Origin of the sequence: Kineococcus aridisoli (genome assembly GCF_050871885.1) — a bacterium.
Lineage (GTDB): Bacteria > Actinomycetota > Actinomycetes > Actinomycetales > Kineococcaceae > Kineococcus.
Window position 1 is genome coordinate 13,378 of the sequence record NZ_JBJLSF010000045.1, and the last position, 22,429, is coordinate 35,806.

General features: G+C 77.6%; 20 protein-coding genes. 14 read left to right on the top strand and 6 right to left on the bottom strand.

Annotation, left to right across the window (positions count from 1 at the left end; translation table 11 throughout):
• Positions 1–21 precede the first annotated feature (21 nt).
• From ACRYM2_RS13490 to ACRYM2_RS13505, 4 genes are all read right to left on the bottom strand, one after another.
• Positions 22–792 (bottom strand): methyltransferase domain-containing protein, encoded by a 771-nt coding sequence (locus tag ACRYM2_RS13490; protein ID WP_432522901.1) that lies wholly within the window; start codon positions 790–792, stop codon positions 22–24.
• A gap of 115 nt (positions 793–907) precedes the next feature.
• Entirely contained in the window at positions 908–4,906 is a 3,999-nt protein-coding gene (locus tag ACRYM2_RS13495) for a DNA polymerase III subunit alpha (protein ID WP_432522902.1), read from the bottom strand.
• Between the two features lie 135 nt (positions 4,907–5,041).
• Positions 5,042–5,482: an SAV_6107 family HEPN domain-containing protein gene (locus ACRYM2_RS13500; RefSeq protein ID WP_432522903.1), complete on the bottom strand. Its 441-nt coding sequence runs from the start codon at positions 5,480–5,482 to the stop codon at positions 5,042–5,044.
• An 88-nt stretch (positions 5,483–5,570) separates the two neighbouring features.
• Positions 5,571–5,999 carry a DUF6504 family protein gene (locus ACRYM2_RS13505; RefSeq protein WP_432522904.1) on the bottom strand — a complete coding sequence of 143 codons (429 nt, stop codon included), beginning with the start codon at positions 5,997–5,999 and terminating at the stop codon, positions 5,571–5,573.
• A 346-nt stretch (positions 6,000–6,345) separates the two neighbouring features.
• Between ACRYM2_RS13505 and ACRYM2_RS13510 the strand changes: the two genes are divergently transcribed.
• From ACRYM2_RS13510 to ACRYM2_RS13550, 9 genes are all read left to right on the top strand, one after another.
• On the top strand, positions 6,346–6,993 hold the full coding sequence (locus ACRYM2_RS13510) for a DUF6318 family protein (RefSeq protein ID WP_432522905.1): 648 nt from the start codon (positions 6,346–6,348) through the stop codon (positions 6,991–6,993).
• A 245-nt stretch (positions 6,994–7,238) separates the two neighbouring features.
• Positions 7,239–7,829, top strand: a complete 591-nt coding sequence (locus ACRYM2_RS13515; RefSeq protein WP_432522906.1) for a PKD domain-containing protein — start codon at positions 7,239–7,241, stop codon at positions 7,827–7,829.
• A gap of 107 nt (positions 7,830–7,936) precedes the next feature.
• A complete protein-coding gene (locus ACRYM2_RS13520) occupies positions 7,937–8,470 on the top strand; it encodes an aminoacyl-tRNA deacylase (RefSeq protein ID WP_432522907.1) in 534 nt (177 codons plus the stop codon).
• Positions 8,467–9,321 (top strand): alpha/beta fold hydrolase, encoded by an 855-nt coding sequence (locus tag ACRYM2_RS13525; RefSeq protein ID WP_432522908.1) that lies wholly within the window; start codon positions 8,467–8,469, stop codon positions 9,319–9,321. The genes ACRYM2_RS13520 and ACRYM2_RS13525 overlap by 4 nt, the downstream gene beginning before the upstream one ends.
• Positions 9,322–9,410: 89 nt before the next feature.
• Positions 9,411–10,127 (top strand): monooxygenase, encoded by a 717-nt coding sequence (locus ACRYM2_RS13530; protein WP_432522909.1) that lies wholly within the window; start codon positions 9,411–9,413, stop codon positions 10,125–10,127.
• Positions 10,128–10,192: 65 nt separating this feature from the next.
• The gene (locus ACRYM2_RS13535; protein ID WP_432522910.1) at positions 10,193–10,432 is read left to right on the top strand and encodes a hypothetical protein; all 240 of its coding nucleotides are present in this window, start codon (positions 10,193–10,195) and stop codon (positions 10,430–10,432) included.
• 78 nt (positions 10,433–10,510) lie between these two features.
• Positions 10,511–11,326, top strand: a complete 816-nt coding sequence (locus ACRYM2_RS13540; RefSeq protein ID WP_432522911.1) for a carotenoid biosynthesis protein — start codon at positions 10,511–10,513, stop codon at positions 11,324–11,326.
• A complete protein-coding gene (locus ACRYM2_RS13545) occupies positions 11,323–12,450 on the top strand; it encodes a glycosyltransferase family 2 protein (protein ID WP_432522912.1) in 1,128 nt (375 codons plus the stop codon). The genes ACRYM2_RS13540 and ACRYM2_RS13545 overlap by 4 nt, the downstream gene beginning before the upstream one ends.
• The gene (locus tag ACRYM2_RS13550) at positions 12,447–13,925 is read left to right on the top strand and encodes a phytoene desaturase family protein (RefSeq protein WP_432522913.1); all 1,479 of its coding nucleotides are present in this window, start codon (positions 12,447–12,449) and stop codon (positions 13,923–13,925) included. The genes ACRYM2_RS13545 and ACRYM2_RS13550 overlap by 4 nt, the downstream gene beginning before the upstream one ends.
• A gap of 48 nt (positions 13,926–13,973) precedes the next feature.
• Here the strand turns inward: ACRYM2_RS13550 and ACRYM2_RS13555 are convergent, their stop codons facing one another.
• The gene (locus ACRYM2_RS13555) at positions 13,974–14,618 is read right to left on the bottom strand and encodes a CDP-alcohol phosphatidyltransferase family protein (RefSeq protein WP_432522923.1); all 645 of its coding nucleotides are present in this window, start codon (positions 14,616–14,618) and stop codon (positions 13,974–13,976) included.
• Positions 14,619–14,771: 153 nt separating this feature from the next.
• Here ACRYM2_RS13555 and ACRYM2_RS13560 point away from each other — a divergent pair, with 153 nt between their 5' ends.
• The 3 genes from ACRYM2_RS13560 (at position 14,772) to ACRYM2_RS13570 (ending at position 18,490) form a co-directional block, all read left to right on the top strand.
• The gene (locus ACRYM2_RS13560) at positions 14,772–15,860 is read left to right on the top strand and encodes a polyprenyl synthetase family protein (protein WP_432522914.1); all 1,089 of its coding nucleotides are present in this window, start codon (positions 14,772–14,774) and stop codon (positions 15,858–15,860) included.
• An 81-nt stretch (positions 15,861–15,941) separates the two neighbouring features.
• Positions 15,942–17,510 (top strand): phytoene desaturase family protein, encoded by a 1,569-nt coding sequence (gene crtI, locus ACRYM2_RS13565; RefSeq protein WP_432522915.1) that lies wholly within the window; start codon positions 15,942–15,944, stop codon positions 17,508–17,510.
• The gene (locus tag ACRYM2_RS13570) at positions 17,501–18,490 is read left to right on the top strand and encodes a phytoene/squalene synthase family protein (protein ID WP_432522916.1); all 990 of its coding nucleotides are present in this window, start codon (positions 17,501–17,503) and stop codon (positions 18,488–18,490) included. The genes crtI and ACRYM2_RS13570 overlap by 10 nt, the downstream gene beginning before the upstream one ends.
• Before the next feature lie 46 nt (positions 18,491–18,536).
• Here ACRYM2_RS13570 and ACRYM2_RS13575 read toward each other — a convergent pair whose 3' ends face one another.
• On the bottom strand, positions 18,537–18,929 hold the full coding sequence (locus ACRYM2_RS13575; RefSeq protein ID WP_432522917.1) for an Rv2175c family DNA-binding protein: 393 nt from the start codon (positions 18,927–18,929) through the stop codon (positions 18,537–18,539).
• A 210-nt stretch (positions 18,930–19,139) separates the two neighbouring features.
• Between ACRYM2_RS13575 and ACRYM2_RS13580 the strand changes: the two genes are divergently transcribed.
• Both ACRYM2_RS13580 and pknB read left to right on the top strand, forming a co-directional pair.
• The gene (locus tag ACRYM2_RS13580) at positions 19,140–20,354 is read left to right on the top strand and encodes a lytic transglycosylase (RefSeq protein ID WP_432522919.1); all 1,215 of its coding nucleotides are present in this window, start codon (positions 19,140–19,142) and stop codon (positions 20,352–20,354) included.
• Between the two features lie 82 nt (positions 20,355–20,436).
• Positions 20,437–22,383, top strand: a complete 1,947-nt coding sequence (gene pknB, locus ACRYM2_RS13585) for a Stk1 family PASTA domain-containing Ser/Thr kinase (RefSeq protein ID WP_432522920.1) — start codon at positions 20,437–20,439, stop codon at positions 22,381–22,383.
• Positions 22,384–22,429: the final 46 nt, after the last annotated feature.

Consider the following 22,429-nt stretch of genomic DNA (forward strand, 5'->3'; position numbering starts at 1 on the left):
CGCGCACCTGCGCGGCGCGGCTCAGCGGCGGGCGTGCAGGTGCAGGTGCCCGGCCAGCACGCGCAGCTCCGGCGAGCGGGCGGCCACCGCCTCGAGCTCGCGCAGCAGCGCGAGGTCGTCGTCGGACTCGGTGCTGACCGCCGGGACGACGTCGCTGAAGGTCCGGGTGCCCTCGACCTCGGTGACGCTGAAGCCGGCCGCCTCGGCGAGCGCCGTGGCCGAGGCCTGGTCGAAGCGCCGCCGCACGGGGTCGCTGGAGCTCCAGCGGCGGGTGTCGTCGGACAGCACGTGCAGCGCCTGCGCGAGCTGACCGGCCAGGACCCGCGCGAGCACCGTGGCCGGCCACTGGGCGACGAGCAGGCTGAGGCGGCCACCGGGCCGCAGCACCTCGTGGGCGGCGCGCAGCGCGGCCGCCGGGTCGTCGACGACCTCCAGCACGCCGTGGCACAGCAGCACGTCGGCGCTGGCGGGCGCCAGGACCGAGGACAGGTCGCTCGCGTCCCCCTGCACGGCCCGCACGCGACCGGACAGGCCGGCCTCGACGGTGCGCCGCTGCAGCGCCGCGAGGGCGTCGGGCGAGGGGTCGACGACGACGACGCGGTGCCCGAGCGCGGCGACCCGCACGGCGAGGCCGCCGGTGCCGCCGCCGAGGTCGACGACGGTGAGCGCCCCGGCGTCGGCGGCGTCCCCGCTCGCGGTCCCGGTCGCGTCCCCGGTCGCGTCGGCGAGCAGGTGCTGGACCCCCTCCCAGAGGACCGTCGACGTGCGGGGACGGCCCCGTTCCTTCGCCACTCGTTCCTCCAGGCTGCTGCGGGCGCGACCGCCGGCTCGGCGGTCGTGGTCGGTCCCCACCCTAGACACCCGGCACCGCTGCCCCGGGGCGCCCGCGCCGCGACCCCCCTGCGGGTCACCACCCCGAGCTGCCGGCGCTGGAGTGCCACAGCTTGCGCGGTGTCCGCGCGCGACGGCGCCCGTCGCCGACCGGCTCCTCGACGCCGTCCGCCCCGGCCCCGGAGCGGCGGGAGATCGAGCGGGAGCTGCGCACGTCGTCCCCGGCCGGGCGCAGGTCGGCGTACGGCGACTGCCGGAAGCCGCTGGCGTGGACGAGCACCCGGCGGACGAGCGGGGGCGGTGCGGCCACGACCGGGCGGGTGGAGCGGCTGGCGGCCGCGCCGGCGGTGGTGGTGGCGTGCGAGCACCCGGGGTCCGGGGCGGCGGCGATCAGGTCGCGCACGACCCCGGTGCCGCCCGCGGTCCACGCGTCCCACAGCACCGGCAGCTCCCAGGCCCCCGTGGCGCGCAGCGACGCACCGCGCGGACCGGTGCGCCGCAGCACGCCCCGCACGAGCAGCAGCCAGGAGTGGAACACCGTCGCGGCGTAGGGGCCCTGCGCGTCCTCGAAGAAGGTCGCGTCCACGGGGCCGGTGGTGTCGTCGAGGGTCAGGAAGACCACGCGCCGGCCCGAGCGCACCGGCGGGGTCTGGGTGGCGACCTTCACCCCGGCGACCAGCAGCTCCGCACGGCTGCGCTGCCGGAGCACCTCGCGGGCCGGGGTGACCCCGAGCGCGCGCAGCAGCGGGACGTAGAAGTCGACGACGTGCGCGCTGGCGTCGAGGCCGAGGACGTCCAGCTCGGCGCGCACGCGCTCGGCGCGGGACATCTCGGGCAGACCGCTGGGCACCACCTCCTCGGGAGCACCGCCGAGGTCGAGCGCGAGCTGCACCGCGCACGCCGCCCCGCGCACGGAGCGAGCTGCCCGCGACTGCCGCGAGGCCGCGGTCCGCACGTCGAGGAGGCCTCCGCCCACCGCCGGCGCGGACGGTGCGCGGCGGCGCGCGCCCGCCGGCGAGGGGTCCCAGCGCTCCAGCTCGGCCACCTGCAGCAGCAGGTCGCGGCGGGTGGTGCGGCCGCGGCGGGCGGGTGGTGCGCCGCCGCCGCGCTCGGTCGGCGGGAGCCCGTGCAGGGAGTCGAGGGCACCGGTCAGCACGAGCCGCTCGGCGAGCGGCCGCGAGGGCCGGGCCCGCTGCCACAGGTCCGCCAGCGAGCGGTAGGGCTGCCCGGCGACGATGCGCGCCAGCTCCGCCTGCGAGATGCCCTTCACCTCCGCCAGCGACAGCCGGATGCCGAAGCCGGTGCCGTCGGCGATCCCCTCGCCCAGACCCTCGGCGTTGCGCGGTCCCGGCCCGCCCAGCCACGGGTCGCCGTCGCGGTGCCCCCGGGCCCCGCGACGGGGAGCCGGCACCGCCGCGGAGCGGCTCGCGCCCGGTCCGGCCGGCTCGACGGGCTCGACGCGCTCGACGCGGTAGGTGTCGCCGGAGGCGTTGACGTCGAGGCCGAGGACCTCGATGCCCAGGTTGCGGGCGTCGTCGAGGATCAGCCGCTTGGGGTACATGCCCGGGTCGTGGGTGAGGACACCGGCCAGGAAGGCCGCCGGGTGGTGGGTCTTCAGCCAGGCGGACTGGTAGGTCGGCAGCGCGAACGCCGCGGCGTGGGCCTTGCAGAACCCGAACGAGGCGAACGCGGTGAGGACCTCCCAGATCCGCTCGACCGTCTCGGCGGGGTAGCCGTGCTCGAGCGCGCGGCGCTTGAACTGCGGCTCCATCTCCTCCTGGCCGCGGCGGGTGCCGAGGTGGCGGCGGTACTCGTCGGCGAGCGCGAGGTCGTGGCCGGTGGTCGCCTGGATGATCTCGATGACCTGCTCGTGGAAGACCACGACGCCGTGCGTCGGCTCGAGCACGTGCCGCAGGCGGTCGTCGAGGAGCTGCGGCTGCGCCCAGCCCTGCCGGGCCCGCAGGAACGGGGTGACCATGTCCGACTTCACCGGCCCGGGCCGGAACAGCGAGATGTCGACGACGAGGTCCTCGAAGGTCTCCGGGGCGAACTTGCCGACGAGCTCGCGCTGGCCGGGGGACTCGATCTGGAAGCAGCCCAGGGTGCGGGCCGAGCGCACGAGCGCGTAGGTGGCGGGGTCGTCGAGCGGCACCAGGGACCGGTCGTCGAGGTCGACCTCGACCTCCTCCACGCGCCGGACCTCGGCGACGGCGTGGGCCATCGCCGACTGCATCCTGATGCCCAGGACGTCGAGCTTGAGCAGGCCCATGTCCTCGACGTCGTCCCTGTCGAACTGGCTCATGGGCAGGCCCTTCCAGCTGGCCTCCACGGGGGTGCGGCGCAGCAGGCCGGGACCGGACAGGACCACGCCGCACGGGTGCAGCGCGACGTGCCGGGGCAGGCCGTCGAGGCGCTCGACGAGGTCGAAGAAGGCGTCCAGGCGCTCCTCCCCCAGGCCGCTGCGCCGCAGCTCGGGCAGCTCGGCGACGGCCGCGCGGGCATCGCGCGCCCGCAGGTGCGGGAAGGCGGTCGCGATGGCGTCGACCTCGGCGGGGGGCAGGCCGAGCGCGGCCCCGACGTCGCGCACCGCGTGCCGCACGCGGTAGGTGTCCATCATCGACACGCACGTCACCCGGTCGCCGCCGAAGCGGTCCAGGACGGCCGCGTAGACGTCCTCGCGCCGCGCGGACTCCACGTCGAGGTCGATGTCGGGCAGCTGGCCGCGGCGCGGGTTGAGGAAGCGCTCCATGAGCAGGCCGTGCTCGAGGGGGTCGACGCCGGAGATGCGCAGCAGGTGGTTCACCAGGCTGCCCGCGCCCGAGCCGCGGGCGGCGACGCGCACCCCCAGGCCGCGGGTGAGGTCGCAGACGTCGGCGACGGTGAGGAAGTAGCTGGCGAACCCGACCTGCGCGACGGTCGCCAGCTCGGCGTCGAGGCGGCGGCGCACCCGCGCCTCCTGCTTCGGGCCGGCGCCCGGGTAGCAGCGGGCGATCCCCGCCTCGCAACGCTGCCGCAGGACGGCGTCGGCGTCGGCGTCGGCGGCCAGGCCGAGCGCCGCGTGGTCGGGCAGGTGGGGCGTGCCGATGCCCAGGTCGGCGACGGGGTCGAGGCGGGCGCGCGCGGCGAGGAGCCCGGTGGTGGTGAGCAGCTGCGCCGCCAGCTCCGGCTCGCCCGCGGCCCGCGCGACGTCGGCCGCGGTGCGGGCCATGTCCGCGCTCGGCAGCAGGTGCCCCTGACCGGTCGCCCGGTCGAGGTGGCGGGCGCCCAGCGGGACCAGCCGGCGCACCGCGTCGAGCAGGTCGGCCGTCCGCGCGCCGTCCGGGTCCGCGGAGCGGACCACCGCGGTGAGCACCGCGGGCACCCCCTCCCGCCGGGCCAGCAGGAGCGTGCGCGCCGCGTGCTCCACGCTGCCGGCGGCGCCCGGGGGTGCGTGGTGGCAGACGACCTCGACGTGCAGCGCCCCCTCGGGCAGCGCACGCCGCCAGTGCCGCAGGACCGCGCGCGCGAGGTCGTCGCGACGGGCGAGCACGGCGCGGCCGACCTCCGAGGACGGGCCGAGCAGGACGGCCAGCGCCGGAGACCCGGCACCGGTGGCGGCGTGGGCGGCGACGAGGTCGAGGCTGCTCACCGGGTGGCCGCGCTCCCCCGCCAGGTGGGTGGCGCTGACCAGCCCGCACAGCGCCGCCCACCCGGTGCCCGCTCCCGCCTCGCCGGCGCCCAGGGCGAGGACGGTGACCCGCGGCAGCCGCGGGTCCACGGCCGCGCCCCCGCGCACCGGCGCCCGCGGGGCGGTGCGGCGCGCGCGCGCCGAGGGGTCCGCCCAGGCCGGCAACCCGTCGGCGAGGCCGGTGGCCGCGGTGGCCAGGTCGACGCCGACGACGGGGGCGATGCCGGCCGCCGTGCACGCGCGCACGAACTTCACCGCCCCGTAGAGGCCGTCGCGGTCGGTGAGCGCGAGGGTGTCCATCCCCAGCGCCGCCGCCCGGGCGACCAGGTCGGCGGGTGTGGAGGTGCCGTGGCGCAGGGAGTACCCGGAGGCGACGTGCAGGTGCGGGAACGGCGGTGGTGCGAACACGAGGGGGACGTCCTCCGGGGAACGTGCCCGCGGGGAAGGACGGAGCAGCGGTGGGTGCGGTGGCGATGGGCGGAGCGGTGGGAGTTCGCGGGGAAGGAGGTGGCGGGGTGCGGCGCGGACCGCGCCCCGCCGGTGTCAGCCGGCCAGCGGGTGGACGGCGCTGAGGCCGAGCATCGACTCCACGACGCGGTGGAAGCGCTCCGCGGCGGCGAGCAGGGCGTCCGCGGCGGCGGCGTCCACCGCGCCGCTGCGACCGGCCTCCACGGCGGAACGCGTCGCCGCGGTCGCGGCGAAGAGGTCCGCCCACTCCTGCAGCGAGTCGTCGAGGCGCGGCAGCATCTCCCAGACGCTGCGGGGGCTGCTGCGCCGCGGGCCGGCCGGGCGGCCGCGCACCGCGACGAGCGCGGCACCCGCCCGCAACGCCGACAGGTGGGCGTGCACGTACCGGTCGGCGGGGTCGTCCGCGCGCATCGCCGCGACGAGCTCGGCCTCGCAGCGTTCGAGGAGGTCGAGCGCCGCGGTGGTGAGCGGCCGGGGGACGTCGGGGATGTCGGAGGTGCTGGACGCGGTGGTCATCGCGAGCTCCTGTGCGATCTGGCTGAGAGGTGTGGCGTCGGTGGTGCCTTCGGGTGGTGCCTTCGAGTGGTCCGGTGAGGGTGTGCGGTCAGTCGCTGACGCGCAGCAGCTGCCACGCGCCGTCCGTGCCACCAGGAGCAGTGGTACCAGCACCCTCCGACACGGCCGCCGTCCCGAGCGCGACGGAGCGGGCGAGGTCGTAGACGCCGCTCGCCGCGCAGCGCCCCACGCTGGCCTCGACCCGGAAGACCTCGCGCTCGAGGTCGCCGAGCTCCAGGACCGGCCGGGCGGCGGTCGCCGCCCCGCCGCGACCGGCTCCCACCGCCGTCACCGCGGGCTCGTCACCGTGCACGGCGGCGACCGCGGAGTGCTCCCACCACGCCCGGCGCTCCCGCCACCGGGACAGCAGCTCCCGGACCACGTACAGCCGCCCGCGCCAGACGAACTGCACCGGGGCGTCGTGCGCCTCGCCCAGCGCACCGGACCGGACGTGCACCTCGTCGGAGAACCGTCGCACCGCTGTTCACCCTCCCCGCTGGAACCGGCACCGCGGGTGCTCCCGCGGTGGGCGGGCCGGGGGAAGCGGCCCAGGACGACGCACCCGGCGGCGCGGCCCGCGGAGCTTCCCCTCCCCGCGGGCCGCACCACCGAGCGGCCACCACGCTCGAACAACCGTTCGAACGCACTTCGAAGCTACACCACGGGCCTCGGGCCGCGTCAACGGCGAATCGGCCGTCCACACGGCCGGATCACCGCTCGCCGCCGGGGGGGGGGGAGGGCGGCCACCCGATCGGCCGACGAGTTGTCCACAGGCGCCCCGCCGCCGCCCGCGGGGAGGCGGCGCCGCGTGCCACCGTGCGCGGGTGATCCCGCTCCGCCCGGCCGCCGTCCCCGTCGCCGCCCTGACCGCCCTCGGGCTGCTCACCGGCTGCTCGGGACCGGCGCCGTCCACCCCGGCGCCGGCCCCCGCCGCCACCGGGGCCGCCGCGGCCGCGCCAGCGGGACCGGCACCCCAGGCCCCGCCGACCCCATCGGCCCCGGTCCAGACGCCGGCCGCGTCGACGCCGACGCCGCTGGCGACGAGGTCCCTGCCGGCGCCGGAGCTCGACCCGCTGGGGCGGGTGCGCACCGAGGAGGGTGCGAGCTACTTCGCGGTCCACTTCGTCGCCGTGCTCAACCACGCCCGCGAGACGGGCGACCCGAGCCTGCTGCGGCAGATCTCCGACCCCGGCTGCACGGGGTGCGCCTACTACGCCGAGGAGATCGACGAGTACCGCAAGCGGGGCTACTCGAATGTGGGTCTGGAACTCGTCTTCCGCGGAACTGACTACGACTACTGGCACCCCCAGTCGGGAGAACTCGGCCTCACGGTGATCACCGACCGGTCAGCACACAGCGTCGTGGATGCCGTTGGCACGGTCATCGACGAAGTTCCAGAACTCCTCGACGGTCGGACCGCTCTGGACTTGAAGTGGCTGCAGAACCGGTGGGTCGTGTGGGAGGTCGAATGAGGCGCAAGCGACTGGTGATCGCCGGGGGCGCCGCACTGGCCCTGACATTCTCGGCTTCGCCGAGCACTGCAACAGCCAAGCCGAACTCCTCTGGAGTCGCGCTGGGGAGCGATGTGGTCGTCGATGCTCAGACCTCAGTTCCTGGAAGACGAACCGGCGACTCCATGGGACGGTCCGCACAAGGCCCATCGGGCCCACCCGTCACCGTCGTCCGCACGCCGGCCTGCAGCCGCAACACCCCCGACATGCCCGTGGGGGACAACTCCTGCCGCGCGGCCGGCGCGAACTGCCCCCCGGGGGAGCTGCTGACCACGGTCTGGGCACGCACCGGCGAGGGGCCGTGGACCAGCCGCGGGACCCGGTGCACCAGCGAGGCCGCCGCGGCCGGCACCCCCGTGCAGGTGCCGGCCGTGACGCTCGCCGACCTCCAGCGCGTCGGCCTGCCGGCCGGGGCGGTCGAGGTCCAGCCCGGCGACGGGCAGGCGCTCGTCAACGTGCCCGTCATCGTGCACACGCGGGCCGAGACCGTCGTCCGCGACACGACCGTCCTGGGGTTCCCGGTGACCGTCCGCGCCACCCCGGTCTCGTGGACGTGGTCCTTCGGCGACGGCGGGACGCTGGGCCCCACGGACGTCCCCGGGGCGCCGTACCCCGCGCACGACCTCACCCACACCTACGTGCGGAGCGGGGACCACGAGATCGTCCTGACCACCGCCTACCGCGGGGAGTACACGATCGCGGGGCTGCCGTACCGGCCGGTCGAGGGGCTGGCCACGGTCGTCTCCGAACCGGTGCCGATCCACCTGCTGGAGGGCACCGACGTGCTCACGCGCTGACGCCCGGGACCACCGGCGGTCCCGGCCGCAGGCCTGTCCGCAGGCCCGTCCGCAGGCCCGTCCGCTCGGCGCGACGACGGGCCCGCACGGCTCTACCGTTGTGGTGCATGAGGTGGACGGGGACGCGCGAGGCGCCGGCCGGCGGGCCGGTCGCGGCGTCACCGCCCCGTGCACCGGTCCCGGCCGTCGAGGCCACGGTGGCGGCCCTGGTGGCGCTCGGCGCGAGCGGTGAGGTCCGGGAACTGCCCGCCGACCTGTGCGGACCGGCCGAGGTGGCCGCCCACCTCGGCGTGGCGCCCGCGGCGCTCGCTCGGACGACCGTGCTCACCACCCGGGACGGGCGGCGGCTGATGGTGGTCTCCTCGCGGGTGCACCGGCTGTTCCCGCCGGCGCTGGCGGCCGTGCTCAGCGAGCCGGAGCTGACCCTCGACGACGACGTCGACGTCCTGCACCGCACCGGCGCCGTCCTGGGCTCCGCCTCCCCCGTCGGGCTCGCCGAGCCGATGCCCACCTTCGTCGACGTGGCCCTGGCCCTGCACCCGGTCGTCTGGGTCCCCGCCGGGCACCCGCACGCGCTGTTCCGCACCCGCTACGACGAGCTCCTCCGCCTCACCGGAGGGCACCCCGTCGAGATCGGATGAGCGGACCGGAGGGCCTGGCCGTCCACCTCGTGGAGCAGGCGGGGGCGGGGGCGCCGCAGGTGGTGCTCGTGCACGGCCTGGGCAGCGCCGCGAGCACCTGGTCGCTCGTCGTGCCGCACCTGGCGGCGGAGCACCGGCTGGCCCTCGTCGACCTGCCCGGCCACGGCGAGAGCCCACCCGTGGACGACGTCGACGAGATGAGCCCGCGCGCCCTCGGGCGGCGGCTGCACCGCCTGGCCCGGCGGCTCGCCCGGGAGGGCGGGCGGCCCGTGCACCTCGTGGGCCACTCGCTGGGGGGCTGGGCCTGCCTGGAGGCCGCCGCGGACGACGGCGAGGCCACCGGGCGGGAGGGCGCCGAGCCCGCCGTCGCCACCGTCACCGCGCTCACCCCCGCGGGGTTGTGGACCGCCCCGCGACGTCGCCCGCCGCTGCTGCCGACCGGTCAGCAGTTCGCCCGGTGGGCGGCCCGGCTGCCGGTCGACGTCACCGCGAGCGCGTGGGGGCGGGCGCTGGCGTTCGGCGCGACGAGCGCGGCTCCGCGCCGGCTGCCCCCCGAGGTGGCGCGCACCGCGGTCGCCGCGGTCGCCGCCGCCGCGGGCTACGCCGCCGCCGACGCGGGGATCGCCGCGGGCCTCTTCGAGCGCGCCGGGCAGGTGCGGGTTCCGGTGGCGGTCGTCGCCGGCCGGCGCGACCGGGTGGTGCCGCCCTCGCACCTGCTGCGCGCCTGCGCGCCGGCGCACGCGCGGTGGCTGGAGTGGGAGGCGTGCGGTCACGTGCCGGCGTGGGACCGGCCCGCCGACGTCGCAGCGCTCGTGCGCGAGCAGGTGGCGCTCGCCGGGGACGGCGGCTGACGCCCGGCGGGCGTCACCGGGCCGGGGCGCCGGAGCGCGCTGCCGGGCGCCCCGGCGCGGGCGGCACGCGGCGCCCGTAGCCTCGGCGCGTGCCCACCGACCCCCCGCGCTCCCCCGGCGCGCCCGCGCTCGTCACCCTCGACGTGTGGACGGTCCCGCCGCGACGGGTCGCCGGTGCGCTGTGGCGGATGGCCGCCGACCGGCCCGCGCTGGCCCGCACCCCCGGCGCCCGCTTCAGCAAGCTCATGGGCACCGGCAGCGGGCGCACCTTCACCGTCCGCGACGCCGACCCGCGCCGCTGGGCGCTGCTCGTCGCGTGGGCCGAGGCCGACGACGCCGACCGCTTCGAGCGCTCCGCGACGGTGCAGGCCTGGCGGCGGCTGGCCGCCGAGCGCCTGCAGGTGCGCCTGGCGCCGCTGACCAGCCGCGGCCGCTGGTCCGGGGCCGAGCCGTTCGGCGGGCGCCGCCGCGACGCGCACGAGGGGCCCGTCGCCTCCATCACCCGTGCGCGGCTGCACCCGGCGAGGGCCGCCTCGTTCTGGCGCTCGGTGCCGCCGGTCTCGCAGCAGCTGCACGGCGTGCCGGGGCTGCGCTGCGCGCTGGGCATCGGGGAGGCGCCGCTGGGCTACCAGGGCACCTTCTCGCTGTGGGAGTCCACGGACGCGCTGCGCGCCTTCGCCCACCGCACCAGCGCGCACCGCGACGTGGTGCGGCGCACCCCGCGGGAGGGCTGGTACGCCGAGGAGCTGTTCGCCCGCTTCGCCGTCCTCGACGTGCGCGGCACGCTGGACGGGCGGACCCCCTGAGCCGAGCGGGTGGTGGCGCGGGCGCGGCGGCACCCGCGCGCCGGCGCGGCGGCGACCCCGGGGGCGTGGAACCGTCGTCCTGGGTGCGTCAGCTGCCGTCGGCCCTCGGCAGCGCCCTCGTGGCGCTGTGGGCCTGGGGCCCGCGCCCGGAGCAGGTCCACCCGCACGGCTCGCCGGGTGCCGGCTCCCGGTGGGACCGCGGCCACCGCGCGCTCTGGACGGCCGGACGGGTGCTCGGCTGGCTGTGCCTGGCCGTCGCCCTCGCCGGGCTGTGCGCGCTGGCGCACCTGCTCACCACCCGCTGACCACCCGTCGGCCACCCGTCGGCCACCCGTCGGCGCCCACCGGGGCGGGTGCCGCAGCCCGCTCCTAGAGTGCTGGCCGTGCCCCTTCGACTCGCACCGGCGCTGGCCGGGGCCCTCACGGGTGCGGCCGTGCTCACCCAGGTCGCCCACCCCCTGCTGCGCGGGCGGGCGCTGCACCGCACGACCATCGGCTCGGTCGCGGCGTTCTCCGCCGCCGCGGTCACCGACGCGGCCCGCCGCGGCGGTCTGCGCGCGGGCCTGGCGACGCTGGCCGTGGCCGGCGGGCTCGGCCTGGCCGCGGAGGTGGTGGGCACCCGCACGGGCCGGCCGTTCGGGCACTACCGCTACGCGCGCTCCCTGGGCCCGCAGGTGCTCGGCGTGCCCGTCGTCGTGCCGCTGGCGTGGACGATGCTCGCCCAGCCCGCGCTGCAGCTGGGCCGGCGGCTGGCCCGCGACCTGGAGCGCCCCGCCCGCGACGTCGTCGCCGTCGGCACCGCGGCGTGGACGCTGGCGAGCTGGGACCTCTTCCTGGACCCGCAGATGACCGCCGAGGGGCACTGGGCCTTCGAGCAGCCGCACCCGCACCTGCCCGGGGTGCCCGGGATCCCGCTGGGCAACTACGCCGGCTGGCTGCTGACCGCCACGCTGATCTGCGCCGCGCTGCACGCCGCCGTGCCCGCCGAGGAGGTGCCCCCCACCGCGCCCGCCGAGGCCGCGCCCGCCGAGGTCGTGCCCGCCACCGTGCCCGCCGCGCTGCTCGGCTGGACGTGGGCGGGCTCGACGCTGGCCAACGCCGTCTTCTTCCGCCGCCCGCACGTGGCCGCCTACGGCGGTGCCGCGATGGGCCTGACGGTGCTGCCCTACCTGCGCTCGGTGCGCCGGGACGCGCGGTGAGCGCGGCGAGGGGGACGGCCGCCGGGACCTGGCGCGCGCTGACCTGGGCCGGCTCCGCGGCGGCGACCGCGCTGACCGCGCACTCCCTGCTCAACGCGCGGGCGCTGCGCACCCCGCAGCTCGACCCGCCCGAGGTGCGCGGGCGGGTGAGCGTGCTGGTGCCGGTGCGCGACGAGGAGGGGCGCGTCGGGACCTGCCTGACCTCGCTGCTGGACCAGCTGGCCCTGCCCGACCACGAGGTGCTCGTCTACGACGACGCCTCCACCGACCGCACCGCCGACGTCGTCGAGGCCGTCGCGGCCGCGGACCCCCGCGTGCGGCTGCTGCGCGGCGACGGGCCGCCGGCGGGCTGGCTGGGCAAGGCGCACGCCTGCCAGCGGCTGGCCGAGGCCGCCACCGGCGAGGTCCTCGTCTTCGTCGACGCCGACGTCGTGCTCGCCCCGCACGCCGTGGCCGCGGGCGTGGACCTGCTGCGCGGCACCGGCCTGGACCTGCTGTGCCCCTACCCGCGCCAGCTGGCGCTGACGTGGAGCGAGCGCCTGGTGCAGCCGCTGCTGCAGTGGTCGTGGCTGACGACGCTGCCGCTGCGGCGCGCCGAGGTCTCCGCCCGCCCCTCGCTGGCCGCGGCCAACGGGCAGTTCCTGCTGGTGGACGCCGCGGCCTACCACCGCGCGGGCGGGCACGCCGCCGTGCGCACCGAGGTCCTCGACGACATCGCCCTGCTGCGCGCGGTCAAGGCCGCCGGCGGCCGCGGCGGCGTGGCCGACGGCACGGCGCTGGCGACCTGCCGGATGTACGAGGACTGGCCAGCGCTGCGCGAGGGGTACGCGAAGTCGCTGTGGTCGGCGTTCGGCTCCGGCCCCGGCGCGGTGGCCGTCGGTGCGGGTCTGGCGCTGACGTACCTGCTGCCGCCGCTGGCCGCCCTCACGGGCTCCCCCGTGGGCGCCGCCGGCTACCTCGCGGCCGTCGTGGGCCGCTACGCGGCGGCCGAGCGCACGGGCGGGCGCTCGCTGCCGGACGCCTTCGCGCACCCGGCCTCGGTGGCGCTGCTGCTGGGGCTGCTGGCCGACTCCCGGCGCCGGCACGCTCGCGGCGGGCTGGCGTGGAAGGGCCGCCCGCTGTGAGCCGGGTCGTCGTCGTCGGCGCGGGGCTGGGCGGGCTGTCGGTGGCCGCGCGGCTCGCCGCGCTCGGGCACGGGGTGGAGCTCGTCGAGCAGTCCGAGGAGGTCGGCGGCAAGCTCGGCTGGTACAGCCGGGACGGCTTCTCCTTCGACACCGGCCCCTCGCTGCTGACGCTGCCCGCGGTGCAGCGCGACCTGTTCCTCAAGACCGGCGACCCGCTCGAGAGCGTGCTGGACGTCGTGCCGCTGGACCCGGTGGCCCGCTACCGCTTCGCCGACGGCACCGGGCTGGACCTGCCCGGTGGCGGGCTGCCGCGCGTGGTGGACGCCCTCGACGAGGCGCTCGGCGCGGGCACCGGCGAGCAGTGGGCCGCCTTCCTGCGCCGCGCCTCCGACATCTGGGACGTCGCCCGCGAACCCTTCCTGGAGTCCCCGCTGGAGGGGTCGCGGACCCTGCTGCGGCTGGCGCGCAGCACCTCCGACGTCCGCACGGTGGCCCCGTGGTCCAGCCTGCGCTCGCTGGGGCGCCGCTACCTGCACGACGAGCGCCTGCGGGTCCTGCTGGACCGCTACGCCACCTACTCCGGCTCGCACCCGGCCAAGGCGCCCGCGGCGCTGGCGACCGTGCCGTTCGTGGAGCAGGCGTTCGGCGCCTGGTACGTGCGCGGCGGGCTGCACCGGCTGGCGCTGGCCGTGGCCGACCGCGCCCTCGAGCGCGGCGTGCGGCTGCGGACGGGCACCGCGGTGGACGCGGTGCTCACCGAGGGCGGGCGCGCCAGCGGCGTGCGGCTGGCCGACGGCGGGGTGCTGCGCGCCGACGTCGTCGTCTCCGCGGTCGACGCCGCCCAGCTGTACGGCCGGCTGCTGCCGCGGCCGCGCTCGCGGCCGGCGCCGCGGCGGCGCTCCTCGTCGGGGTTCGTGCTGCTGCTGGCCCTCGACGGGCGCACCCCGGGCCTGCGCCACCACACGGTGCTCTTCCCCGACGACTACGACGCGGAGTTCGCCGACCTGGCCGCCGGGCGGCCGGTGGCCGACCCGACGGTGTACGTCAGCGCCCCCGACGACCCCGCGCTGCGCCCGCACGAGGACTGCGAGGCGTGGTTCGTCCTCGTCAACGCACCCGTGCACGACCCCGGCGGCCGCGCGCCGGGCGGCACCGACTGGCGCGACGCCGGGCTCGTCGAGCGGTACACCGGCACGGTGCTGGACGCGCTCGCGGCCCGCGGCCTGGACGTGCGGGCCCGGCTGCGGTTCGCGCAGGTGCGCACCCCGGCGGACCTGGAGGCGCTGACCGGCAGCGACGGCGGCGCGATCTACGGCACCTCCAGCGACGGGGCCCGCTCGGCGTTCCTGCGCCCGGCCAACCGCTCACCGGTGCCGGGGCTGTTCCTCGTCGGCGGCAGCGCCCACCCCGGCGGCGGGCTGCCGCTGGTGGGGTTGTCGGCGCGCATCGTCGCCGACCTCGTCGGCTCCGCCTGAGGACCGGCTCCTCCGGGGACCGCCCGGCGGTCCGGTCCGCCGGGGCCGTCAGAGCCGGCGGCCCAGGGCGCCGGCCACCTGCACGAAGCCGATGAGCCCGAGCACCGCCCACACCCCGGCCCCCAGGGTCGCCCAGTCCAGCCAGGCGACGACGGCGGTGGCGACCGCCCCGGCCGCGGCGATCGCCAGCCGCACGGGGCGCTCGGCGACGCTGACGACCCCCACGTCGGCGACCCCGAGCCCCTGGGCGCGGGCGCGCAGGTACTCCTGCAGCTGCGCGAGGCCGCCGGCCGTCAGGGCGAGCCAGGCGGGGGCACCGCACCCCCACAGCACCAGGGCGCACGCCGCGTCCCCGACCCGGTCGGCGACGGCGTCCAGCAGCGCGCCGCGGTCGCTGGTGCGGCCGCTGACGACCGCGACCGCGCCGTCGAGGCTGTCGAGCAGCCCGGCCGCCACGAGCAGCGCCCCGGCCGCCACGGCGGCCCCGCCGCCGCGACCGCCCGCCACCGCGGCGACCGCGGCCAGGACCGCGAGCGCCAGCCCGGTGAGCGTCACCGCGGCCGGGGCGAGCCCGGCCGCGGCCAGCGGGCGGGCGACGGCGTGCACCGCCGTGAGCCAGCCGCGCACCAGCCCGCCGGCGTGCGCACCGCCGTGCAGCGACGACCAGCGCCGCAGGTAGCTGTCGCGGTCCATCCCAGGCACCCGGCCACGGTAGGACCAGCCCCTGCGTGACCTGCCCGTGACCAGCGGCGACGTCTGCTGGCCCCTCGCTCCGGGCGTGCCTAGAGTGCCCTCGTGCCGCCCGCCTCCCCCGCCTCCCCCACGGACACTGCGACACTCCCGGACGTGCAACCACGCGCCATCGAGGACACGTCGGAGCTGAGGACGGCGGTGTCGGAGGTCCTCGCGGACTTCCTCGCCGACCAGTCCGCGGTGCTGCAGGAGGTGAGCGAGGACTGCGCACCGGTGCTGGAGGCCGTCTCCGCCCTGCTGCGCGGCGGCAAGCGGCTGCGGCCGGCGTTCTGCTACTGGGGCTGGCGCGGGGCCGGCCCGGACCTGCCCGACGAGGGCGTGGTCGCGGCGGCCGCGGCGCTGGAGCTGTTCCAGGCGGCGGCGCTCATCCACGACGACGTCATGGACGACTCCGACACCCGCCGCGGGCAGCCGGCGGCGCACCGCCGCTTCGAGGCGCTGCACCGGCGGGCGGGCTGGGACGGCAGCAGCACCCGCTTCGGCCTGGCCGGGGCGGTGCTGGCCGGCGACCTGTGCCTGGCCTGGAGCGACGAGCTGTTCTCGCGGGCGGCGCTGCCCGCGGACGCCCTGGCGCGCGGGCGGCGGGTCTTCAACGTCATGCGCACCCAGCTCATGGGCGGTCAGTACCTGGACATGCTGGAGCAGGCCTCCTCCACCCAGCAGGGGGCCGCGGGAGCCGTCGAGCGCGCCCGCAGGGTGGTCACCTTCAAGAGCGCCAAGTACTCCATCGAGCACCCGATGCTGCTGGGCGGCTCGATCGCCGGCGCACCGGCGGGCCTGCTGGCGGACTACTCGCGCTTCGGCCTGGCCCTCGGCGAGGCCTTCCAGCTGCGCGACGACGTCCTCGGCGTCTTCGGCGACCCCGCCGAGACGGGCAAGCCCGCGGGCGACGACCTGCGCGAGGGCAAGCGGACGGTCCTCGTCGGGCTCGCCGCGCAGGCCGCCACCCCCGCGCAGACCGCCGTCCTGGAGCGGCTGCTGGGTGCGCCGGACCTGGACGCCGACGGGGTCGAGGCGCTGCGCACCGTGCTGGTGGACACCGGCGCCCTCGACGGCGTCGAGGAGATCATCGCCCAGCAGGTCGACGTCGCGTGCGCCACCCTCGAGGCCGCCGACCTGACCGCACCGGCCCGCGCGGCGCTGCACGAGCTCGTGGTGGCCGCCACCAGCCGCCGCTCCTGAGCTCCACCGCACCACCGGACACCGCACCACCGGCTCCACCGCACCACCCCACCGCCGAGCAGACGACGGACAGGAACCACCGTGAGCCTCCGCACCAGCACCGCCCGCACCCTCGACTGGCTGCCCGGCCGCACCCGGCACGTCAGCGGCCGCACCGACGAGGTCGTCGTCGTGGGGGCCGGCCTCGCCGGCCTGTCCGCCGCGATGCGCCTGGCGGGAGCCGGGCGCTCCGTCACCGTCCTCGAGCGCGAGGACGTGCCCGGCGGGCGCGCCGGGCTCGTCGTGCGCGACACCGCCGACGGGCAGTACCGCTTCGACACCGGCCCGACGGTGCTGACGATGCCCGACCTCATCGCCGACTGCTTCGACGCGCTCGGCGAGGACATGGCCGACTGGCTTGACCTGCACCCCGTCGACCCGCTGTACCGGGGCAGCTACGCCGACGGCTCGCAGCTGCTGGTCTCCGCCGACGTCGAGCGCACCGCCACCGCGATCGGCGAGCTGTGCGGGGCCGCCGAGGCGGACGGCTACCGCCGCTTCGTCGAGCACGTGGGGAACCTGTACCGCTACGAGATCCGCGACTTCATCGACTCCAACATCGACACCCCGCTGGACCTGCTGCGCCCCAACCTGGTGCGCCTGCTGGCCGCCGGCGGCTTCCGCAAGATGGCCCCCGAGGTCGGCAAGTTCCTCAAGGACCCGCGCACCCAGCGGATGTTCTCCTTCCAGGCCCTGTACGCCGGCCTGTCGCCCTACGACGCGCTGGCCCTGTACGCCGTCATCGCCTACATGGACTCCGTCGCCGGGGTCTTCTTCCCCCGGGGCGGCATGCACGCCCTGCCGACGGCGATGGCCGCAGCCGCCGAGAAGCACGGGGTGCAGTTCCACTACGGCACCGAGGTCACCGGCGTGGAGCGCAGCGGCGGGCGGGCCACCGCCGTCCTCACCGCCGACGGGCGCCGCTTCGCCGCCGACGCGGTCGTGCTCAACCCCGACCTGCCGGTGGCGCGGCGCGACCTGCTCGGCGCGCCCGTGCGCCGCCGGCTCGCCTTCTCCCCGTCCTGCTACCTGCTGCTGGCGGGCTCGAGCGCGGACTACCCCGACCCGGTGCACCACTCCATCCACTTCGGCACCGCCTGGAAGGAGGTGTTCGCCGAGCTGCTGGACGGGCGGCTGATGAGCGACCCCTCGGTCCTGGTCTCCCGCCCGACCGTCTCCGACCCCTCGCTGGCCCCGGCCGGCAAGCACGTCTACTACGTGCTCTTCCCGACGCCGTCGCTGTCGGCGGGCGGGCCCGGCCGGCGCATCGACTGGGACGAGGTCGGCCCCCGCTACCGCGAGCACGTCATGCAGGTGCTGGAGCAGCGCGGCTACGGCGGCTTCGCCGACGCGGTCGAGGTGGAGGACGTGACGACCCCGGCGGACTGGGAGCGGCGCGGGATGGCCGACGGCGCCCCGTTCGCCTCCTCGCACTCCTTCCGGCAGACCGGGCCGTTCCGGCCGGGCAACCTGTGGGGCGAGAACGTGGTGTTCACCGGCTCCGGCACCCAGCCGGGCGTGGGGGTGCCCATGGTGCTCGTCTCCGGCCGGCTGGCGGCCGAGCGCGTCACCGGCCGCGACCGCCGCTACCGTTCGCGGGCATGGCGCTGACACCACCGGCCGAGGTCCTCCTGCCCCGCAGCAGCGCCGCGGCGCTCGACGCGGCCGCGCGCACGGACCCGGCGCTGCACGAGCCGAGCCTGCGCGCCGCGTTCGAGGCGTGCCGGCTGCTGCACGCCGAGCACGGCAAGACGTACTACCTGGCCACGCTGCTGCTGCCGCCGGCCAAGCGGCCCTACGTGTGGGCGCTGTACGGCTTCGCCCGCTACGCCGACGAGTTCGTCGACTCCCTCACCGACCCGGACCCCGACGCGCTCGTGGAGTGGTCGGAGGGCTTCCTCAAGGCGCTGGAGGCCGACGGGCCCACCGACCCGGTGGGGCGGGCGATGGCCGCCACCATGCGCCGCTGGGACATCCCCCGCGCCCACGTGGAGGCGTTCCTGGACTCGATGCGGATGGACATCACCGAGACCGGCTACGCCACCTACGAGGACCTGCGCCGCTACGTCTACGGCTCGGCGGCGGTCATCGGCCTGCAGATGCTGCCCGTGCTGGAACCCGTCGCCCCGGGCGCGGAGGGGCCGGCGCAGGCGCTGGGCGAGGCGTTCCAGCTGTCCAACTTCATCCGCGACGTCGGCGAGGACCTCGACCGGGGGCGGGTGTACCTGCCGGCCGAGGACCTCGACGCGTTCGGCGTCAGCCGCGCGGACCTGCTGGCCGCGCGCGCGGCCGGGACGACACCGCCGGCGGTGCGCGAGCTGCTGGCCTTCGAGACGGCCCGCACGCGCGAGCTGTACGCGCAGGCGCAGCCGGGGCTGGCGATGGTGCACCCCACCAGCCGCGACTGCCTGCGCACCGCCTACGAGCTGTACGGGGGCATCCTCGGCGCCGTCGAGGACGCCGGCTTCGACGTCATCGGCCGGCGGGTGGCCGTCGGGGTGCCGCGCCGGCTGGCGGTGGCGGTGCCGGGGCTGGTGCGTGCGCGCCTGGCCCGGGTGCGCGAGGCGCGCTGGCAGCGGCTGCCGGGCTGAGACCCGCTCCCCGCGGCCCTCGCCGGGACCGCGGGGAGCGCCCGCCTCAGAAGCCCAGGGCCTGCGCCCGCCGCCGGACCTCCGTCTTGCGGTTGGCGCGCAGGGCGTCGATCGGCGTGCCCGGCAGCGTGTCGTCGGGGGTGTGCAGCCAGCGGATGGCCTCGGTGTCGGAGAAGCCGGCGTCCGCGAGCACCGACAGGGTGCCGCGCAGGTGGTTCAGCGGGCCCTCGGGAGTGACGAACGAGGCCGGCACGGAGGCGACGCCGCGCTCGCCGCGGCGCACTGCGACGAGCTCGCGCTCCTGCAGCCAGCGCCGGACGTCGCGCTGGTCGACGCCGGCGACCTGCGCGACGTCGGGGACGGTGAGCCACTCGGGCACGACGGGGTCCAGGTCGTCGCCCTTCTCGCGGGCGAACTCTGCTCTCAACGGTGCGGACACCCCTCCAGTCTGCCGCCCCGCCGCCGCGATCACGACTCGCCCGGGCACCTCCCACGACGGCGCGGGCCGGTCCGACATCGTGGGGCCGTGGTGCGCCGTCGGCGCAGCGGTGGTCCGCTAGGTTCACAGGCGCCCCAGCAGCCCCGCCGGCACCGCCAGCACCGCCGGCACCAGGCGCCGCAGACGTCACGACCTCCGGAGGAGCCCGCCATGACCGACGAGCACGAGCCGACGGGTCCCACGACGCCCGCGGACCGCGAGGAGCAGGGCCCCCGCAAGCGCGGGCGCTGGCTCGCGGCCGCCCTCGTGGGCGCCGCCGCCCCCACCGCCGTCGTCCCCGCGGCGCACGCCGGCACCCCCGCCGCCGCGCACGCGGCGACCCCCGCGGCCGGCCAGGCCGCCACGGCACCCGAGCAGGTCGTCACCGTGCGCCGCGGTGAGACCGTCGGCGGCATCGCCGCCCGCACCGGCACGAGCGTGCAGGCGATCGTGGAGGCGAACGGCCTGGACGGGCGGGCCTCCATCGTCGAGGGGCAGCGGCTGCGGATCCCGCTGCCGCAGGCCGTCGGCAGCGACGACGCCGAGGCGGGCGGTGCCTCCGGCACGTACGAGGTGCGCAGCGGCGACACCCTGGGCGCCATCGCCGCCGCCCACGGCACCACCGTCGGCGCGCTGCGCGAGGCCAACGGCCTCGACGCGCGCGGCTCCATCCGGGCCGGGCAGGTGCTGCGGCTGGCCGGGGGCGCGGCGGCCGCCCCCGCCCGCCCCGCGGCGAGCGCCACCTACACCGTGCGGGCCGGCGACACCCTCTCGCACATCGCGCTGGCCACCGGCACCGGCGTCGACGAGCTCGTCGAGCTCAACGGCCTGGACGCCACCGGCTTCATCGTCGAGGGGCAGCGGCTGCGCGTCGGCGGGCAGGCCGCGCCCGCCGCCGAGGAGGCCGACGAGCAGGAGGCCGAGCAGGCCACCCAGGCGCCGACGGTGAGCGCGGCCGTGGCGGCCAACCGGGCCCGCCTGCAGGACAGCGACCAGCCCGGCCGCGAGGAGATGCGCGAGATCATCCGCTCCACGGCGGTGCGCCTGGGCGTCGACCCGTCCCTCGCGCTGGCCGTCGGCTACCAGGAGTCGGGCTTCAACATGCGGGTGGTCTCGCACGCCAACGCGATCGGCGCCATGCAGGTCATCCCGAGCTCCGGGCAGTGGGCCTCCGACCTGCTCGGCGAGCCGATCGACCTCTTCGACGCGCGCGACAACGCCAAGGCGGGGGTGGCGATCCTGCGCACGCTGGTCGCGAACAACCCGCCGGACGTCGCGATCGCCTCCTACTACCAGGGGCAGGCCTCGGTGCGCTCGCGCGGCATGTACGACGACACCCGCCGCTACGTGGCCAACGTGCAGACCCTGCAGGCCCGCTTCTCCTGACCGGCCCCGCGTCCCCGGGCGGCACCGCGCGACGCGCGGCGTTGCCCGGGGCCGGCGCCCGCTCTGCCTAGACTCGCTGACCGTGGACGCCACGCTCTCCGACCCCCTCGTGGGGCGACGCCTCGACGGGCGCTACCGCGTCCTGGGCCGGATCGGGCGCGGCGGCATGGGCGTCGTCTACCGCGCCCTCGACGAGCGGCTGGACCGCGAGGTCGCGCTGAAGGTGCTGCGCGCCGACCTGGCCCACGACCCGGTGGCGCGGCAGCGCTTCGTGCGCGAGGCCAAGTCCGCCGCGCGGCTGGCGCACCCGGGGGTGGTCGCCGTGCTCGACCAGGGCGTGGACACCGCCGGCGGCACCGAGACCGCCTACCTCGTCATGGAGCTCGTCGACGGCCGCACCCTGCGCGAGGTGGTCACCGAGCGCGGCGCGCTCACCCCCGGCGAGGCGCTGGCCACCACCGCCGACGTGCTCGACGCCCTCGCCGAGGCCCACCGCAAGGGCGTGCTGCACCGCGACGTGAAGACCGCCAACGTCCTCGTCGGCCGCGACGGCCGCGTCAAGGTCGCCGACTTCGGCCTGGCGCGCGCGGCCACGGCCTCCGGCCAGAGCACCACGGTCGGCATGGGCGACATCATGGGCACCGCCGAGTACCTGGCGCCCGAGCAGCTGGACACCGGTGAGAGCGACGCCCGCAGCGACGTCTACGGCGTCGGGGTCATGCTCTACGAGATGCTCACCGGCGCTCCCCCCTTCACCGGGGACAGCCCCTTCCGCATCGCCTACCGGCACGTGCACGAGCAGGTGCCGCCGCCCTCCAGCCGCGTCCCCGGCCTGCCGGCGGCCCTGGACGCCCTCGTGCTCGACGCGCTCGCCAAGGACCCGGACGAGCGGCCCGCCGACGCCACCGAGATGCTCGAGCAGCTGCGCGCGGTGCGCTCCTCCCTGACGCCGCAGCAGCTGGACGTGCGCCCCGAGCGCCCCGAGCGCCCCGAGCCGGTCGCCGCGCCCGGCTCGACGACCCGCCTGGGCGCCGTCGGCGCGGCACCCGCGAGCACCGCCGCGGCGGCCACGACCGCCACGACCCCGGCCGCCGCGACCGCGGCCGGGCAGCCGGCCGCTCGCAGCGGCGCCGAGCACGGGCACCGCAGCCGGCGCGGGCTGCTGGTGGGGCTGGTCCTGCTCCTGCTGGCGCTGGCCGGGGCCACCAGCTGGTACTTCCTGGCCGGTCCCGGCGCCTACACCACCACGCCGGCGGTCACCGGCCGCTCCCCCGCCGAGGCCGGCGCGGCGCTGCGCAGCGCCGGTCTGGGCGTGCAGCAGCGCGAGGAGTTCAGCGACACCGTCCCCGCGGGCGTGGTCCTGGCCACCGACCCCGGAGCCGGTGAGCGCGTGCGCAAGGACGGCAGCGTGGTCCTCGTCGTCAGCAAGGGCGTCGAGCAGTTCGCCGTGCCCGACGTCGTCGGCCGCCCGCGGGACGAGGCCGCCGACACGCTCACCGGCACCGGCCTGGCCGTCGGGGCCGTCTCCGAGGAGTACAGCGAGAGCGTCGAGGAGGGCCTGGTGATCCGCACCGACCCGGCGGCGGCCACCGTGCTCGCGCACGACACCCCCGTCGCCCTCGTGGTCTCCAGGGGTCGCGAGCCGATCGAGGTGCCCGCCGTGGCCGGCTCGCCGCTGGAGGCGGCCCGCACCGCGATCACGGGTGCCGAGCTCGCCGTCGGGGACGTCACCGAGCGGACCAGCGAGCAGGTGCCCGCCGGGCAGGTGATCTCGCAGTCCCCCGACTCCGGCACGCTCTTCCGCGGCGACCCCGTCGACCTCGTCGTCTCCACCGGCCCGCCGCTGGTGCAGGTGCCGCAGGTGCAGGGCCAGCAGGTGGCCGCGGCGCGCGAGGCGCTGGAGCGCCTCGGCTTCCAGGTGCGCGTCGAGAACGTCCTCGGCGGCATCTTCGGCACCGTCCGCTCCAGCGACCCCGCCGCCGGGCAGCCGATCCCCAAGGGCTCGACGATCACCCTCACCGTCGTCTGAACCGCACGCACCACGAGCAGGGCCCCGGGACCAGCGGTCCCGGGGC

Coding starts and splice junctions, on each gene's coding strand:
- ACRYM2_RS13555 (WP_432522923.1), bottom strand. CDS start 14,618: ATGGACCGCGACAGCTACCTGCGGCGCTGGTCGTCGCTGCACGGCGGT.
- ACRYM2_RS13580 (WP_432522919.1), top strand. CDS start 19,140: ATGACCGACGAGCACGAGCCGACGGGTCCCACGACGCCCGCGGACCGC.
- ACRYM2_RS13525 (WP_432522908.1), top strand. CDS start 8,467: ATGAGCGGACCGGAGGGCCTGGCCGTCCACCTCGTGGAGCAGGCGGGG.
- ACRYM2_RS13570 (WP_432522916.1), top strand. CDS start 17,501: ATGGCGCTGACACCACCGGCCGAGGTCCTCCTGCCCCGCAGCAGCGCC.
- ACRYM2_RS13515 (WP_432522906.1), top strand. CDS start 7,239: ATGCCCGTGGGGGACAACTCCTGCCGCGCGGCCGGCGCGAACTGCCCC.
- ACRYM2_RS13520 (WP_432522907.1), top strand. CDS start 7,937: ATGAGGTGGACGGGGACGCGCGAGGCGCCGGCCGGCGGGCCGGTCGCG.
- ACRYM2_RS13500 (WP_432522903.1), bottom strand. CDS start 5,482: ATGACCACCGCGTCCAGCACCTCCGACATCCCCGACGTCCCCCGGCCG.